Raw genomic sequence first — 13976 nt, forward strand, 5'->3', positions numbered from 1 at the left:
TTCCGGTCGGAGCGGGCGTCGGCGGCGCTGGGCTGGAGGACGCCGGACGAGAACCGCAGGCTGCTCGGCTACGCGGTGTAGGATGTACAGGAAAACGTCCGCAGTCCCGGGCGTTACAAGTGCACACGGAGCGTGACAGATGCACACACTGTTCTTTGGATGCGCGTTCGAAGGCTTAGAACGGACGACTTGCGGTGCCGAATGCGACCATCAAGGACAACAATCGGAATCATGTATCGAGAATGTCATACAGTTGCTGCAAGAACAAGTGTTGCTAGAATTCGCTACATGAATTGATACAAAAAGGACCCGGCACGACCGGGTCCTTTTTGCGTGGATGTCGAAATCGCTGGCGCTGCGATGCAGCCTACGGTTGAGATTGCCCTTCCGGTGCGGGATCAGGCGTCGGCGTCTCAGGCTGCTCCGGTTCCGGGTCAGGCTCGGGTTTCGGTTCGGGCGTCGGGGTTGGCACGGGCTCCGGCTCCGGCGTAGGCGTGGTCGGGCTGGTGGGTGAGCTCGGGGTTGTCGCGGGCTGCTCGGGCGAAGCCGGCGACTCGGGGGACTCAGCGGGCTCGGTGGACTCTGCCGGAGACTCACTCTGCTGCGTCGTAGCGCTCGAACGCATGCCTACGAGCGACTTGCCCTCGCACTTCCACACAGAGTCATCCTTGTAGTTGATCTGCTGGTCGGTCGTGGGGAACTCAGCACGCGGCACGCCCTCAAGAATGGCGTTCAGGGTGTTGCGCGCCATCGGCAGCGTAAAGTCGTTACCCAGGGCCTCGCGTCCGCCAACGTAGATGGGGATGGAGCCCGAGGTGTAACCGGTCCAAACGGCGATGGCGTACTGCGGGGTGTAACCGCAGAACCAAAGGTCGGCCGTATCGGAGGTGGTACCCGTCTTGCCGGCGAGCGGCTGGTTGACCGAGAGGCGCGCCGCGGTGCCGGTGGCGCCGCTGTGGTTGATAACGCCCTCGAGGACCTCGGTAAGGACCTGCGTCACGCTGGTGTCGAGCACCTGCTCGGGCGCATCCTGATGCTCGTAGACAACCTCGCCGTCACGGTTCTCGATCTTGGTGATGGCAACGGCATCGCGGTGGTAGCCGCCCGTGGCAAAGGTAGAGTAGGCCTCGGCCATCTCGAGCGTGGAGATGCTGGAGACGCCGAGTGTGAGCGTGGCGACGTCCTGCATGTCGGCGGTAATGCCGAGGTCATGCGCGGTGTCGATGATGTTCTGGTTGCCCACGGCCTTGGCGACCTGCACGTAGCCCGTGTTGGACGAGAGCTCGGTGGCGCGGGCGAGCGTGATGGTGCCGTAGCTCTGATTGCCGTAGTTCTGGACGGGATGCGGCTTGTCCAGGCCCTCGGTAAGCGTGTAGGGCGAGTTGCAGTTGATGCGAATGTTGGGGTTCATGCCCTGCTTAAGGGCGGTTGCAAGCGTGAAGGTCTTGAACGAGGAGCCCACCTGGCGGCCGGTGATGGCGTGGTTGGTGTGATGCTCGTCGGCGTAGTAGTCCTTGCCGCCCACCATGGCGCGGATGTAGCCCGTGCCATTCTCAATGATGGTCATACCGGCCTCGAGGCCGTCGAGGTTGTAGCGGTTGAGCTGGTCGACGACCGCGGTCTCGGCAGCAGCCTGGATGTTGGGGTCGATGGTGGTGTAGACGGTAAGGCCGCCAGAGAAGATGGCGTCGTAGCTGAACTCCTCATTCAAGAGAGAACGCACATAGTCGACAAAGTAGGGCTGACCCAGGACCTCGACGCCGGTGGAGGAGTTCTCGGTCACGTTCAAGGTGATGGGCTCGGCCTGCGCGGCGTCGTGCTCCTCTTGGGAGATCTTGCCGTTGGAGAGCATGCGGTCGAGGACGGTGTTGCGGCGCTGGAGGGCAAGGTCGGGGTTGACGGTGGGGTCGTAGCGCGACGGCGAGTTGGGCAGGCCCACCAGAAGCGCCGCCTCGGCAAGCGTGAGGTCGAGGGCGCTCTTGGAGAAATACGTCTCGGCCGCCTCCTGGATGCCGTAGGCGCCGTGACCGTAGTTGATGGTGTTGAGATACATCATGAGGATCTCTTCTTTGGAGTAGATCTCCTCCATCTTAAGGGCGAGATAGGCCTCGCGGACCTTGCGCTCGAGCGTGTCGTCAAACTGCTCGTCGGAGAGGATGGTGTTGCGCACGAGCTGCTGGGTGATGGTCGAGGCACCCTCGTGGCCGCCGGTGAGCTGCACCACCACGGCGCGCATGATGCCGTAGAGGTCGACGCCGTTGTGCTCGTAGAAGCGCTCGTCCTCGGTGGCCACGGTGCCGTCGAGGACATAGGTGGACACCTGATCGATGTTCACCGAGGTGCGGTTCTGCGTGTAGAGGCTCGCGATGGTGTTGCCCTGGGCGTCGAGAATCGTCGTCGGCTCGCTCGTGAGGTACAGGTCGGTGTTGGTGTAGTCGGGCAGGTCCTCCAGCCAGCGACTCACGTTGCCGAGCATGCCGACGCCGAACGCTATGCCGGTGATGAGCAGAAAACCGATGAACGATGCCACGATGGCAGGGACGAGGTGCGTCTTTGCGCTCGTTCTCATATGACGCTCACGTGGACCCATAGAGACCTCCTGGAGTTTCCCCCTAATGGCGCGGGCACCTTGCCCGCTTGCCGTAGCGGATTGCGACATACATATGTACTGAACACAATAGCGCAACGCACCTGCGGTCGGTCTCGTGTATTCTTCTTGCAGGCATTTTTTCAGACTGCGTGCATAAGACGACGAGGGGAGGGCGTACCGTGGACGAGGTTTTGGCTGCGAAGGGGACTGCGCCGACGCGGCTGCCGGAGCTGCTAGCGCCCGCGGGCTCTGCCGAGGCGCTGCTCGCCGCCATCGCTGCCGGGGCAGATGCCGTGTACACCGGCCTCGCCGAGCCCGGACTCGATGCGCGTGCCGCAGCCCCCGGACTCACCTGGGAGGAACTCGAGCGTGCCTGCGCCTACGGCGCGGCGCATGGCGTCTTGGTATACGTGACGCTGAATGCGCTCGTGCGCTCGGGCGAGGAGGGCCGCGTTCTTGCTGCGGCGCGCCGGGCACAGGACGCGGGGGCCTCCGCCCTCATCGTTGCGGACCTCGGCCTTGCGCGCCTGCTCGCTGAGGAGCTCCCCGGCATGGAGCTCCACCTTTCTACGCAGGCGGGGGCCCAGGCGGCGCCGGCGGTCGCCTTTGCCGCGCGCGAGCTTGGCTGCGCGCGCGTCACGGTTGCGCGCGAGCTCTCGGTAGCAGAGATTGTCGACATCGTCTCCACGGGCGTTGCGTGCGAGGTGTTCTGCCACGGCGCGATCTGCATTAGCTATTCGGGGGCGTGCTCGCTTTCCGCCGCGGCACGCGGGCGCTCGGCGATGCGGGGCGATTGCACCCAGCCTTGCCGGCAATCATGGCGCCTCGTCGACGGTGCGGGGGAGGACTGCGCGCAGGCCGCGGGAGACAAGCTTCTCTGCCCCAAGGACTTTCTGGGCCTCAGGATGCTACCCGAGCTCATCCGCGCTGGTGTCTCCGCCCTCAAGATCGAGGGGCGCATGAAGAACCCCGATTACGTCTTCAACGTGGTGGGCGCCTACCACGCGGCGCTCGATGCGCTCGCCGCGGGGGAGCCGTTTGACGCAGACGCCCTTGTGCGGCGCGCGGGTACCTCGTTCAACCGCGGATTCACCGACGTCTATCTGCGCGGCGACGCCGCAGGGACGGGCCGCGACCTTATGAGTTTCGAGCGCTCCTGCAACCAGGGTATCGAGGTGGGCGTAGTCGTCGCGCGCGCCCGCCATGAGGTGACCGTTGAGCTCACGGGTCCCGTGCGCCCGGGCGACACGCTCGAGATCCATACGATTCTTCCGGCGGACGCCGGCGCGGGCGTGCCGCGTCGCTTCCCGCTCATCCCCTGTACGGTTTCCGGCGAGCCGAGTGAGCGCGTCACGCTGCGCTGCAAGCGGCGCGTGGAGGTGGGAAGCGCCGTCTTCCTTACGGCGAGCGCCGCGGTGCTCGAGGCATCCGCGCGTGCCGTCGATGCGCTGCGGGGCGAGGTCCTAGGCGCTGCCTCCTGTGCAGCGGGCGACGGACCGCGCCGCCTGCCGCCCCGTGCCGGCGAGCCGCCGCTTGCTACCTCGCCAGAAAACGGAATCCCTCCCCGTGCCGGGGCGGACCCGGCGCAATCATGTGAAGTGCTCGGCGCCCCCGTTTCAAGCCCGGTGTTTGTCGCAAGCCCCGACGCGGCGTCGTCACTGCTAGCTGCGAGTGCCGCCGAGGTCGCGGTCGAGGCCTGGCGCCTTCTGGATGACGCGCACGCGTGGGAGCCGCTGCTGCCACGCCTGACGGTGCTGCTCGATGCGTGCTGCCGCGCGTCTGACCTCTCGCGCACCCGCCGCCTTATGAGCACCGCTCGGCGGGTCATCTGCCGGAACCTCACGCAGCTCGCCCTCGCCCGTGAAGCAGGCGTTGCCTTCGACGCCGCTGCGCCGCTCTATGCGGAGAACCCCGCAGCGGTTCGGACGCTTCAGTCGTGGGGAGCCAAGCGCGTCTGGCTGCCCGACGAGCTGCCGGCCGATGATGCACGCCGTCTCGGGGAAACGATGTCCGCGGTACCGCTCGGCACGCTTGCGCCTGGCGAGCGCGAGCTCATGGTTATGGAACATTGCATCCTTACGGCCGAGGGGCCGTGCGACCACCGGTGCGCCGCGTGCGGCCGCCGCCGCGAGCCGCGTTTTCTTTTGGGAAAGAACGGAGACCGCTTTGCCGTGCGCACCGATGCACTCGGCCGCTCGCGCGTGCTTTCCTGCAGCGGTGACGCACCTCGGGTGGTATCCGCACGTTCGGCGTCGGACCCGTGCCCGCGAGGGGAGGACCGATGCAGCTGCTAGCCGCCCTTGCCGGGCCCCGGCGCGCGCTTTCCTCGCTCGCTCGGCGGATCGATCCCGAGACGGCGGTCGCTGCGGCCCTCGTCTGCCTGCTCGCCCTCGCCCTCGTGCCCATGGTCGCCATTTCCGCCTTTGATCATAGCTATGCGGACGATTGGCATTACGGCGTCGACGCGCATCTGGCGCTCGAGGCCGGCAGGGGCGTCGCAGGTGCCATCGCTGCGGCGGCTGCCGAGGTGGCCGATACGTTCTTCTCATGGCAGGGGACCTACTCGGCTATCTTTCTCATGGCCCTGCAACCCGGCGTGTGGAGTGAGGAGCTCTATGGCGTCGGTGCGGTCGCGATTATGGTGGCGCTCGTGGCCTCGACGTTCTTTGCGTCGTCGGTGCTCGTGCACGATGTGCTTGGCGGCGGGCGCTCAGCGGCCGTTGCCGCAGCGTCAGCCGCTCTTCTGCTGCAGACGCAGCTCATGCCCAGCCCCGTCGAGGGCATCTGGTGGTACAACGCCGCCATCTACTACACCTTCTACCACGCGCTCATGCTCGCAGCGGTGGGGCTCGGTATCCGCTTGCTTCGCGGCGGCACCCGGGTGCGCACCTACACGCCTGTGGGAACGGCGTTGCGCTCCCTTCTTTTGGTTGCGCTTGCGTTTGGTATTGCGGGCGGGAACTTTGTGACCGCACTGGTTGCGGGCCTTCTGCTCGCCGCGGCCGTTGTGGCGGGGGTGCGCCGCGGCAATCGCCGGGGCTTTCTGCTCCTGCCGGCGCTTGCGGTCTTTGTGGCCGGGTTTGCCGCTTCGATGGCGGCACCGGGAAACGCCATCCGGCAGGAGACGCAGTTTGCGGGCGATGCGCTCGGCGTCGTGCCCACGCTTATCAAGAGCGGGCTTGCGGCGGGGGAGTACCTCGTCCTTTGGACAAACGGCTTTCTGCTACTCATGCTAGCTCTCGTGCTGCCTTTGCTCGTTCGCGCGGCGCGCCGCTCGACGTGCTCGTTTCGTTATCCGGGTGCGGCGCTTATGGGGTCGTTTGCCCTGTTTGCGGCGAGCTTCACCCCTACGTTCTACTCCATGGGCTACGTTGGCCCGGGGCGTGTGCAGAATATCCGCTACGACCTCTTTGTGATTCTTGTGCTGGTGTGCGCCACCTGGCTTGCGGGCTGGTGGATCCATCGGCGCGAGCAAGGCACAGGGGCGGGGGAGGCGTCCGATGGCGCGGAGGCGGCTCCGACAGAATCTCTCGCGCGCGCCGCGGCGACGCCGGTGTCCCTCGCATACGGACGCTTTGCCGCAGTGGTTCTTGTGGTGCTTGTGCTCTCGGTCACGGCCCTCGTCCTCGACGAACGCCATATCGACGACCTCGTCTCGCTCTCTGCCGCACGCTCGCTCGTGACAGGCGAGGCGGTTGAGTACGATGCGCAGATCCGGGAGCGTATCGAGCGCATCGAGGAGTCACCCGATGCGGAGGTGGAGGTTCCCTTCATCACGACGGCGCCCAAGGTGCTTTTTATGGGGGACATCCGCGACAACATGGATACCTATATCAACTATCGCTTTGCGCAGTGGTGGAGCAAGGACGCGATAACGGGGTATCATGCAAGTCTCTAGTCGGCTACACTAGAAAAGTTATGCAATAAAACCGAGCACCGCCGCGTCAGCGTGGCGAGGGTGCTAGACAGCAGGAGGAACACTATGCTCTCTGTTGACGAGCAGATGCGCATCATCACCTCAGGCGCGGCGCAGATCGTACCCGAGGCGGACCTTAGGAAGAAGCTCGAGCGCGGCGTGCCCTTGAACATCAAGCTCGGCGTCGACCCCACCTCGCCCGACCTGCACCTGGGCCACGCGGTGCCTCTGCGCAAGATGCGCCAGTTCCAGGACCTCGGCCACAAGGTCACGCTCATCATTGGCAACGGTACGGCCATGATCGGCGACCCCTCGGGCAAGAACACCACGCGCCCGCAGCTCACGCAGGAAGAGGTCGAGGCCAACGCTGCGACCTACGTTGCGCAGGCCATGAAGATCCTGGACCCCGAGAAGACGACCATCGTCCACAACGGTGACTGGATTTTGTCGCTCGACCTGAAAGGCATGCTCGAGCTCTGCAGCAAGTTCACCGTGGCGCGCATCTTGGAGCGCGACGACTTCACCAAGCGTTACCAGAGCCAGACGCCGATTGCCCTGCACGAGTTCCTCTACCCGGTGATGCAGGCGTTTGACTCGGTGAAGATCAAGGCCGACGTGGAGATGGGCGGCACCGACCAGCTCTTCAACCTGCTTGCCGGCCGCGAGCTCATGGAGAAGATGGACATGGAGCCGCAGGTCGCGCTCACCATGCCGCTTCTTGAGGGCACCGACGGCGTGCGTAAGATGTCCAAGTCCTACGGCAACTACGTGGGCCTCACCGACGAGCCGGCGGACGCCTTTGGCAAGATCATGTCCATTCCGGACGAGATGATCGGCAAGTACTACCGCCTCGCCTCGACGCTCTCTGTCGACGAGGTCGACGCTATCGACGCCGCCCTTGCCGACGGCTCGGCCGACCCCTACGAGCTCAAGCGTGCCCTTGCGGTGAACATCGTCGACGCCTACCACGGGGCGGGCGCGGGCGAGGCCGCGAAGGCGGAGTTCGACCGCGTCTTTAAGGAGGACAAGCTCCCCGAGGACATCGCCGAGGTTCATGTTGACCTTACGCCGAACGACCAGGGCCTCGTATACCTTGCGGCCGTGCTTAAGGACGCCGGTCTCGCGCCCTCTGCGGGCGAGGCGCGTCGTCTGATTGACGGCGGCGGCGTCAAGATCGACCAGAAGGCGGTTGCGCCCAAGAGCTACAACGTCGACCCCACTCTTCTGCACGAGGGCTGCGTCCTGCAGGTGGGTAAGCGCAAGTACGCGCGCCTGGTGTAGGACCGGCTGCGCGCTTCTGCGCCGCCCCGCACCCGCTCGCGCAATCCACCCGTTTCACCAAAACCGTGTTTACCAGCTCTCCAGACGCTCCAGGAGCTGGTAAACACGGTTTCTTTGATGGGAGAGCGCCTCTGCGCCGTGTTTGCCAGCGCTTGGCGGCCGGCGGGGCGTTGCGGTGCGCATCACGCGCTCAAGCTCGTTCTCCCCGGGTCCCGATAAACAAAAGAAACCACGCCCTGTGCGCGTCCCGTTAGGTCCACGTGCACAGGGCGTGGTTTCTTATAAAAAAGCGGAGCGTCTGCCGTTTAGAGGTCGGCCTCCTTGCGGCACATGCCGTCGAGGATGGCGGCGATGAGCGCGAGCACGCCGACCACCGCTGCCATAACGGGGATCTCCTGACCCATGCCAGCGAAGACGCCCGTGGCAATGGCGAGCAGCAACACCAAGATGGCAATAAGGCGGTGGTTGCCGAGGCGGCTCGGCTGGTTGGCCCCGTGGATACCCATGACCGCGCAGAAGAAGGTGAGCACGGCGCAGACGAGGTAGAGCACACCGTCGAGGTAGACGACGAGCACGCCGAGGACGCCCGCCTCGGCCTCAGCAAGATCGGCGCCAAAGAGCGCGATGGCGCCCAGGGCAGCCGCACCAAGAGCGGCGAGAACTTGCAACAGGCTCACGATCTTGAGGGCTTTGCGGTTGGTGGACATGGTTGACCTCCTTGATGGCGCCGTGGCGCCGAGCGATGTTCGAACGGTATTGTCCCGGCGTGAAAACGCCTGTCCGATTTCGGGCAGCCCTAAAGTATAGGGCGAAAGGTCTTTCAGCTATCAACTATTTGTTGACCCATCGTGTTTCGAATGCATTTCCTCCCAGTTCAGACCATACTTGACTAGTTTGGACAAAACGTATTCGTTCCAGGGGAGGAAGGATGCAAGACATCACGAGGAGGGGCTTCGTCGGCCTTGCGCTCTCAAGTGCGGCGCTCACGGTCGGCGCCCTCGCCGGCTGCACCCCGAGCACGTCTCAGGCGGGCAGTGCCGGCAGCGCGACGTCGGCTACGGCGGTAGCAAGCACAGACACGCTGCGCGTTGGTGTGCGCGGCGACGTCGTGGGCTTTGGGTACCTGAATGAGAGGACCGGCAAGTACTACGGTCTTGAGGTGGACATCGCCGAGGAGCTCGCGAAGCGTCTGGGTTACCGGGACGTCGCCTATACGACGGTGCTGCCCGAGAACCGCAAGGAGCTGCTGCTCGAGGGCAAGATCGATGCGCTGGTGGCGTGCTACTCCATTGCCGACACGCGCCGGGAGAACTTCGACTTCTCGCCCGCCTATTACGACGACGCTGTGATCGCCGTCGTCCAGAACTCCAGTCAGATCACCACGATCGACGACCTCAAGGGCGCCACGTTCGGCACGATGGGCGGCGCCAACGCCGCGCCGCTGCTCTCCATCAAGCTCTACGAGATCGGCTTCTCGAACGGGGAGTCCGTCGAGACGAACGAGGACAACTCCAACGCGCTCTTCGACACATGGCGTCTTATCCAGTACCCCTCGTATCAGGAGCTCTCCGACGCGCTCGAGATCGGCGAGGTCGATGCCATGGTGCTCGACGGCGCCATCGCCAAGACCTATATGAACGACGAGCGCTCGGTGCTCGACGGCTTTACCGTCGACGAGGTTTCCTACGGCGTCGCCACCCAGAAGGGGTCGGCGCTCTCGCCGCGCGTTGCCGAGACCATCCAGGGCATGCTCGACGACGGCACGATCGACGCGCTCATCGATAAGTGGGACTAGGGGGCAGAAGATGAGAATGTCCAAGGGACTCACCGTACGGATCGGCGTTCTTATCGCCGTTGTCCTTGCCAGCATGGTCGCCATGGGCGTGCTGCTCACCGGCATGCAGGGCCAACTTACGCGCTCGAGCTATGCCGAGGAGATCGAGTACGAGGAGGCATCGCTGCCCGAGCTTCTCGAGCAGGCGGATGCCGAGACCGTGGAGAACACGGCCCAGTTCGACGCCATCTACCAATCGAAGGCGGCGAGCGTTGCCTTCATGGCGCAAAACGACGCCGGCTTTGAGGCGACCGATGCCAAGATGGCGGAGTACCGTGAGCTGCTCGCGGTCGACAACGTCATGGTCGTCACGCGCACGGGCGAGATCGTTGCGCGCGCGACCGACACCCCCGCCGACTTCACCCGCATGCGCTTCAACCGTCTGCGCGACACCTTTGACACCAACGAGCCTTCCGAGGCGGTCGAGATCGAGTATCCGGAAGAGGAGTGGCTGGACCGCTACTACGCGGCGCGTATCGATGACGAGACCATGGTCGTGATCGAGCAGAACCCCGCCGAGCTCCGCGACCTCGTGGAGAGCACGGGTTCGCTTGCGAGCGTGCTCGGTTCCATCTCGCTCGGCCAAGACGGCTACGTCTTTGCGGTCTCTGCCAAAGACTATGTGATCGAGTACCACCCCGACGAGGGCCTCGTGGGGGCCGATGCTATCGATGCTGGCCTCAGCGTGGAGAATCTCGAGGACGGCACCCTTGCGAACATGACGCTCGACGGCGAGGCGCTCTTCTGCGGCGTCACCAAGATCGGCGACATGTACTATATCTCCGCCGTGCCCGAGGCCGACATGGCTGCTTCGAGCGCTATCACCGTGGGCGTCATCCTCTTTGCGTTCTTTGTCGTCATCGCTGCCGTGACGCTTTACGGTATCTTCGTGCTGCGCGATGACGAGCGCCGCGGTCACCGCGATGAGGACTGCCGTCGTGTGGGGCCCGTGCGCCTGAACCGCGCGATCGCCGGCCGTGCGCTCGTGCTCGCAATCGTGGGCTTCCTCGGCATCCTCGTTATCTCGTTCTACATGCAGACGCTCTTTGCGCTCTCCTCGCAGTCGCTCACGCTCTCCGAGCGCGCCGAGTCCATCGCCGAGAGCATCGAGCGCAGCCAGGCGAGCGCCGCGGAACTCGAGGACCAGTACGGTGAGCGTTATCTCTCCAAGGCCGAGGTCGCGGCCTACATCATCGACCAGAACCCCGAGCTCGCCACGCGCGAGAAACTCGGCGAGCTGGCGGATGCGCTGCAGATCCAGTACATCTTTACCTTCAACGACCAGGGCGTCATGACGGCGACCAACTCGAGCTACACTAACTTCGTGCTGTCCGAGGACCCCGCCGACCAGTCCTTCGAGTTCCGCAAGCTCCTGCAGGGCGTGGACCATGTGGTGCAAGACGCCATGCCCGACGAGATCTCCGGCGAGCTGCGCCAGTACATCGGTGTCACCACCCATGACGCCACCGGTCAGCTCACGGGCTTTGTCCAGCTCGGCATTCGTCCCACGCGCTTGGAGAACCTGCTCGAGAGCGTGCAGATCGACCACGTGCTCGACGGCGTGCAGGTGGGAGCCGATGGCTTTGCCTTTGCCGTCTCCAAGGTAGACGGCACCATCGCCTATTATCCCGACCAGAACACCACCGGCAAGGACGCCGCCGCCTGCGGCATCACCGAGAACCAGCTGCGGGACGGCTTCAGCGACTACATCACGGTGAACGGCGATCGCTACTACGCGTCGGTCGCCGAGACGAGTGACTACTACGTGTTCGTCGTGGCAGGGGAGGGCGCGCTCATGAACGAGCGCGGGCCGCTCACCATCGCCACCGGGGCCATCGCGCTCGTGTGCCTCATCGTGGTGTTCGCCCTCATCTCCGTCGCGCCGTCCGGGCGCCCCGCCGCGCCGTCCGCTACATCGGACGGTGACGAGGACACCGGCGTCGTCGAGGTCAACATCGGTGGGCGTCGGGTACGCTCCGACAGCGCCGTGAGCCGTTGGCTCGGCCGCTCGTTCGATTGGGACGGCCTCTCGCCCGAGCGCAAGGTCGGCTGCGTGCTGCGCTGGTTTGCCGCCGTCGCCGTGGTCGTGGTGTGCGGCGCGGTCATCTTCAAGGACAGCATCTTCGACAAGCGGTCGCTCTTCGCCTACATCCTGGGTGGCACGTGGGAGCACGGGCTCAACATCTTCGCTATCACGGCGAGCATCATGTTCGCCTGCGTGCTTGCCACGGTGGCCGCCGCGCTCCAGAAGATCCTGCAGTTCGTCTCGCGCGTGCTCGACGCGCGCGGCGTGACCATGTGCCGCCTCATCTCGAGCGTGGTCAAGTACGCGAGCGTCATCGGTATGCTCTACTGGTGCTTAGCGCTCATCGGCGTGGACACGGCCACGCTCCTCGCCTCGGCAGGACTGCTCACCTTTGCCGTCTCGCTCGGTGCGAAGGACATCGTGACCGATATCATCTCCGGCCTCTTCATCATCTTCGAGGGTGAGTTCCGTGTGGGCGACATCATCCAGGTCGGCGGCCAGCGCGGCACGGTCATGGAGATCGGCGTCCGCACGACCAAGATCAACGACGGCTCCGGCAACATTCTGGTGCTGCGCAACTCGAGCATCTCCAACGTGGTCAACATGACCAAGGAGCACAGCTACGCCGCCATCGAGGTGGGCATCGAGTACGGCGAGAGCCTGGAGCGCGTCGAGGCGATTCTCTCGCGCGAGCTCCCCGAGATGAAGAAGCGCCTGCCGGCCATCATCGAGGGCCCGTTCTACAAGGGCGTCTCCATGCTCGCGGACAACTCGGTCAACATCAAGATCGTGGCGGAGTGCGCCGAGAGCGACCGCGGCGGTCTTACGAGCGACCTTCTGCGCGAGATGAAGCTGCTCTTCGATGTGTATGACATCTCGATTCCCTATCCGCAGGTCGTGGTGAACCAGCCCATCGAGTTCAAGCGCGCGACCATGGCCGACCGCATTGCGGCGAAGGAGTTCAACGCCGAGCAGCGCGAGGCTCTGAAGGACCTGGCGGACGAGGACGAGGACTTCGACGAGTCCAACGATTCGCGCCGCTAAGGGACGCGCATAGCCAGCACCAATAGGAGGCTGTGAACGCAACCGGCCCGGGGACAGAGATGCCCTCGGGCCGGTTTTTCATGACGGGCGCGTGCGACGCAGCCACCTCGGTTGAGGTGGCGTTTAGGAGCTGAACATCTTCTTGACGAGGGGAAATTCGTTGCGGATGAAATGGATGAAGCTCTCGAGCTGCTCGTTGTCGCGCTCTTTGAGCGCCACCGCGCAGATGGGGATGCGAGGCGCGTCCGCCGGATCGACGCGGTGCATGATGGCGAGCGGCTTGACGTCGAGTGCCTTCAAATACACGCCGAGCACGTATCCGTTGCGGTCCTCGAGCAGGTCGGCAACGCCGTCGTCGGTGTTCACCTCGACGGTGGGGGAGGCAAGGCCCGCGCGACGGCACGATACGAGGATGGTGTCGTTGAACTCGTCGATACTGCGGTTGTAGAGGACGGGATAAGGCTCCAGATCCGCAAAGCTGAGCAGGCGCTTGCGGCGCAGGGGATGGTCCTTCCCCATGAACACGCCCACGGACACCTTGCCGAGCGGCCGGCAGATGCAGCGCGGGTCGTTGAAGGTGCCGACGGTTATCATCGCGTCGATCATGCCCGATTTAAGGTCGGCGAAGGCTTCGGTGCCAAGCGAGCGAAAGAGGGTCACCTTGGTGCTCGACATATGGGTGAAGATGCGCGAGAAGGCGTTGCGCATCATGTTCTCCTTGGCAAAGGGCGGCGTGATCAAAGCGAGGCGAAGCCCCGAGGCGGCCGCGTCCTCCTCGCGCTCCAGATAGGTGTCGGCCGCGCGTACGACGGCGTCGAAGCTTGCGATCGCCTCGTGGGCGGGGCGCACCAGGGCCTCGCCGAACGGCGTGAGGACCGCGCCCGAGCCGCCGCGATCGAACAGCGGGCTGCCGAGTTCGTCCTCGAGCTCGATGAGCGCCTTGGAGACGGCTTGGACCGATACGTTCTCGGAGCGCGCCGCCCCCGAGAAGCTCCCGGAACAGGCAGAAAGGTAGAAGTAACGCAGCTGGCGTATGTTCAACGTAAGGCTCCGTCGCATAATGGGCCCCAGAGATGCCGCGCCCGGTGCGGCGCGCGGGGCCGGTGTGGCTGGTTTGATACAAGCATACTGCCTTCGTGCGCGCTGCGGCCGTGGGCGAAGGCGGGCTTTCAACCAACGTTTGAGAGTCGTGCAAACGGCGGCAGCGGGTATTTCCGTGAAGCGCGCGGCACAAAAAACGCCCGGCACCGCAGGGGTGCCGGGCGAGTCTGGATACTAGCGAGCG

General features: G+C 64.7%; 8 protein-coding genes. 5 read left to right on the top strand and 3 right to left on the bottom strand.

Features of this window, described 5'->3' with window-relative positions:
- Window positions 1-367: 367 nt before the first annotated feature.
- Window positions 368-2590 carry a transglycosylase domain-containing protein gene (locus tag B5F89_RS09365; protein WP_087431522.1) on the bottom strand — a complete coding sequence of 741 codons (2223 nt, stop codon included), beginning with the start codon at window positions 2588-2590 and terminating at the stop codon, window positions 368-370.
- 179 nt (window positions 2591-2769) lie between these two features.
- Here B5F89_RS09365 and B5F89_RS09370 point away from each other — a divergent pair, with 179 nt between their 5' ends.
- The 3 genes from B5F89_RS09370 (at window position 2770) to tyrS (ending at window position 7787) form a co-directional block, all read left to right on the top strand.
- The gene (locus B5F89_RS09370) at window positions 2770-4884 is read left to right on the top strand and encodes a U32 family peptidase (RefSeq protein ID WP_143758365.1); all 2115 of its coding nucleotides are present in this window, start codon (window positions 2770-2772) and stop codon (window positions 4882-4884) included.
- A complete protein-coding gene (locus tag B5F89_RS09375) occupies window positions 4872-6488 on the top strand; it encodes a hypothetical protein (protein ID WP_087431524.1) in 1617 nt (538 codons plus the stop codon). Before B5F89_RS09370 ends, B5F89_RS09375 begins: the two co-directional genes overlap by 13 nt.
- 84 nt (window positions 6489-6572) lie before the next feature.
- Window positions 6573-7787 (top strand): tyrosine--tRNA ligase, encoded by a 1215-nt coding sequence (tyrS, locus tag B5F89_RS09380; RefSeq protein WP_204230663.1) that lies wholly within the window; start codon window positions 6573-6575, stop codon window positions 7785-7787.
- 305 nt (window positions 7788-8092) lie between these two features.
- Here the strand turns inward: tyrS and B5F89_RS09385 are convergent, their stop codons facing one another.
- Complete coding sequence (locus tag B5F89_RS09385) at window positions 8093-8494, bottom strand: hypothetical protein (protein WP_087431525.1); 402 nt, start codon at window positions 8492-8494, stop codon at window positions 8093-8095.
- 221 nt (window positions 8495-8715) lie between these two features.
- Here B5F89_RS09385 and B5F89_RS09390 point away from each other — a divergent pair, with 221 nt between their 5' ends.
- Both B5F89_RS09390 and B5F89_RS09395 read left to right on the top strand, forming a co-directional pair.
- Complete coding sequence (locus B5F89_RS09390) at window positions 8716-9582, top strand: transporter substrate-binding domain-containing protein (RefSeq protein WP_087431526.1); 867 nt, start codon at window positions 8716-8718, stop codon at window positions 9580-9582.
- 10 nt (window positions 9583-9592) lie between these two features.
- Complete coding sequence (locus B5F89_RS09395; protein ID WP_204230664.1) at window positions 9593-12691, top strand: mechanosensitive ion channel domain-containing protein; 3099 nt, start codon at window positions 9593-9595, stop codon at window positions 12689-12691.
- A gap of 123 nt (window positions 12692-12814) precedes the next feature.
- Here the strand turns inward: B5F89_RS09395 and B5F89_RS09400 are convergent, their stop codons facing one another.
- Window positions 12815-13732: a LysR family transcriptional regulator gene (locus B5F89_RS09400; protein WP_158098463.1), complete on the bottom strand. Its 918-nt coding sequence runs from the start codon at window positions 13730-13732 to the stop codon at window positions 12815-12817.
- Between the last annotated feature and the right edge of the window lie 244 nt (window positions 13733-13976).

Origin of the sequence: Collinsella sp. An307, assembly GCF_002161805.1 — a bacterium.
In the GTDB taxonomy this organism is placed as follows: domain Bacteria; phylum Actinomycetota; class Coriobacteriia; order Coriobacteriales; family Coriobacteriaceae; genus Coprousia.

Bases quoted from the DNA above. Each gene is read 5' to 3' on its own strand.
- B5F89_RS09385 (WP_087431525.1), bottom strand. From the start codon at position 8,494: ATGTCCACCAACCGCAAAGCCCTCAAGATCGTGAGCCTGTTGCAAGTT.
- B5F89_RS09395 (WP_204230664.1), top strand. From the start codon at position 9,593: ATGAGAATGTCCAAGGGACTCACCGTACGGATCGGCGTTCTTATCGCC.
- B5F89_RS09390 (WP_087431526.1), top strand. From the start codon at position 8,716: ATGCAAGACATCACGAGGAGGGGCTTCGTCGGCCTTGCGCTCTCAAGT.
- B5F89_RS09375 (WP_087431524.1), top strand. From the start codon at position 4,872: ATGCAGCTGCTAGCCGCCCTTGCCGGGCCCCGGCGCGCGCTTTCCTCG.
- B5F89_RS09365 (WP_087431522.1), bottom strand. From the start codon at position 2,590: ATGGGTCCACGTGAGCGTCATATGAGAACGAGCGCAAAGACGCACCTC.
- tyrS (WP_204230663.1), top strand. From the start codon at position 6,573: ATGCTCTCTGTTGACGAGCAGATGCGCATCATCACCTCAGGCGCGGCG.